This is a genomic window from Priestia sp. P5_B4 (genome assembly GCF_056400385.1).
In genome coordinates, this window is record NZ_JBFULJ010000546.1 from 1 (window position 1) to 2,563 (window position 2,563).

General features: G+C 36.8%; 2 protein-coding genes, 2 tRNA genes, 1 rRNA gene and 2 other RNA genes. All 7 read left to right on the forward strand.

Annotated features, from left to right (window positions below):
• The coding region (locus AC1DRF_RS22715; protein WP_477741757.1) for a small, acid-soluble spore protein, H family at positions 1 to 94 on the forward strand (94 nt) is incomplete at its 5' end.
• Between the two features lie 329 nt (positions 95 to 423).
• Positions 424 to 612: non-coding RNA, 6S RNA (ssrS, locus tag AC1DRF_RS22720), on the forward strand.
• A gap of 13 nt (positions 613 to 625) precedes the next feature.
• Positions 626 to 890: signal recognition particle sRNA large type (ffs, locus tag AC1DRF_RS22725), an RNA gene on the forward strand.
• Between the two features lie 52 nt (positions 891 to 942).
• Positions 943 to 1,058 (forward strand): 5S ribosomal RNA (gene rrf, locus AC1DRF_RS22730).
• Positions 1,059 to 1,183: 125 nt separating this feature from the next.
• Entirely contained in the window at positions 1,184 to 2,035 is an 852-nt protein-coding gene (locus tag AC1DRF_RS22735) for a tyrosine-type recombinase/integrase (RefSeq protein WP_043981051.1), read from the forward strand.
• A 340-nt stretch (positions 2,036 to 2,375) separates the two neighbouring features.
• Positions 2,376 to 2,452, forward strand: a tRNA-Ile gene (locus AC1DRF_RS22740).
• A 15-nt stretch (positions 2,453 to 2,467) separates the two neighbouring features.
• A tRNA-Ser gene (locus AC1DRF_RS22745) sits at positions 2,468 to 2,560 on the forward strand.
• Positions 2,561 to 2,563 lie beyond the last annotated feature (3 nt).

The following is a 2,563-nucleotide window of genomic DNA, read 5'->3' on the forward strand; positions in this document are numbered from 1 at the left end:
TGTAGACCAACAAAATGGGGTAGCTACAATTCATAACCTGGATGAACCAAATAATAAGCAAAGTGTTTCTATAACTGAACTAACAGAACAATAATTTACTCTTAGAATAAAAAAGCCGTTTTATGTAGGCTTTTTTATTTTTCTCCCATAGGATAAGAAGAAAAATAACCGCATCAGAAAAGTGTTGTCAGATCAAGGATGTATAAAAATCTAATCGTAATGAACTTCACTTTTAAGTGGAGGACTCAATATAATGAAACACGACTCCTTATAACTTCCACCTTTCAAAGGAATCCCTTCCCAACAACAGAAAATCAAGCAAATAAGAAAGCATTGAGAGTTAGGAGTTATTTTTTCGTTTATGTTGACTTCTACGAAATTTTATTGTAGGATAATCTATATCATCAATAAACACATTAAATACTTATCCTACGATGTACGTTATGCCCTATTTGTTTTGAACCGTACTGTTTATTTGGGATTCCTACATTTGTTGACTGATGCCATGCCTGTCTTTGACACAGGATCGCTGGAACGTTAATATGCGGAAACCCACCTGCGAGATCGCGGGTTCACAAAACAGATTGGGAGGACGACATAGGTGGGAATCCCTTAACTATACATACCGTGCTAGACGGGGAGATGGCGGTGCCCTGTAACCTGCAATCCGCCTTAGCAGGGTTTAATTCCTAACAGAGGTATGAGTCAGGTAAGGTCTGACTTGGACAAGTGGTGTTGACAACTAGGTCCTGCACAACAGAAACCTATGAACATGGTCAGGTCCGGAAGGAAGCAGCCATAAGTAGATTCTTCTGTGTGTTGCAGCACAGCCCGGTCGAGCTAACTGTACAAGTAACGCTTATTTGATCATGTCAATGACGGGTGCACGGTGTTTTTACTTAGCAATTTTTATTTAGTGTTAAGAAARCTATCTTTAATAGGTCTGGTGGCGATAGCAGAGAGGTCACACCCGTTCCCATATCGAACACGGAAGTTAAGTTCTCTAGCGCCAACGGTAGTGGGGACTTTGTCCTTGTGAGAGTAGGACGTTGTCAGGCAAAAAAACAGCCCATCATATCAATGATGGGCTGTTTTTTTGTATATTAATTTCGTTTAAATTGATTTCTACGAAATTAAATGTTATGTTTTATGTAATTTATTAGTACATGTAGGAGGATTTAGAGTGAAAAAAAATAGCCTAGAAGTTATTCCGTTGATTGATGACTTTAGCCGATGGTTAATAGAATCAGGCAAATCTGATAATACGATTAAAACCTATCGAGCAGTGCTAAACCAATTTCATGAATGGCTTCTAAGTGAAGGTAGACATTTAGAGCAAGTAACAAGAAATAATGTCCAAACTTATATGATTAACCTTGAATCTAATAATAAAAGTGCGTCGACTATAGAAAAAGCTTTTGTCACAATTAGCGTTTTTGCACGCTTTCTTGAAAAACCAGAAATTGTTCAAAATATTGAACGTAAACCAAAAGAGAAAAATAACGAGGTTGTACCAGAGTCATTAGAAGCAAGTGAGCGTGAGCGCCTTTTATCTGAAGTAAATCAACAGGGAAACCTTCGTGATATTGCTATTGTATATACTTTATTACATACAGGGATTCGAGTATCAGAGATTTGTGCTTTGAATCATAAAGACGTAAAGATTAACAAATCTGACGGTTTTTTAATTATCCGTAATGCTAAAGGGTCTAAAAAGCGACTTGTTCCTCTTTCTACAGAAGCAAGAAATAGTTTAAAGAGATATATTGATTCACTTGATTCTAATCATGAAGCTTTATTTGTCTCTAATTTTGATAGAAGAATGTCTGCACGTACGGTTCAGTACATGTTAAAAAAATATAATGTAAATCCTCATAAATTACGTCATACTTTCTGTCATGAGTTAGTTAAGAAAGGGATAGATATTGCAACAGTTGCCGAATTAGCAGGCCATTCTGATGTGAATGTTACAAAACGATACCTAAAATCTTCTACAAGAGATTTAGAAAATGCGATTACGCAAACCTTTTTATAAAAATAAGCTCTGTAACAAGAATCATGATTCTTGTTACAGAGTTTTTTTATTTAGGTGTATGTTCCTACTTAATAATTGCAAAATTAAGTATCAAAACACAATTTACATAGATGTTGACTTCTGCGAAACTATAAGGTAAAATAATTTTTGTTGGTAGCGAAATAAATATTAATTATTAACTTACTAGTGCATGTTTCATATGAAGGGGTAGCATACGGATAAATGTGACTGACTATAAATAATTTTCATACTTATTGATGGCATAGTCAAGGTCTGCAAWACCTTTATCACCGGTTCAAATCCGRTTGCCGYCTCCACATTCTAATAGAGAACTTAGAAAGGACCTTTAGCTCAGCAGGTTAGAGCAGACGGCTCATAACCGTCCGGTCGTAGGTTCGAGTCCTACAAGGTCCACCATTGAACCTGAAATATGGAGGAATACCCAAGTCTGGCTGAAGGGATCGGTCTTGAAAACCGACAGGGGTGTCAAAGCCCGCGGGGGTTCGAATCCCTCTTCCTCTTCCATTT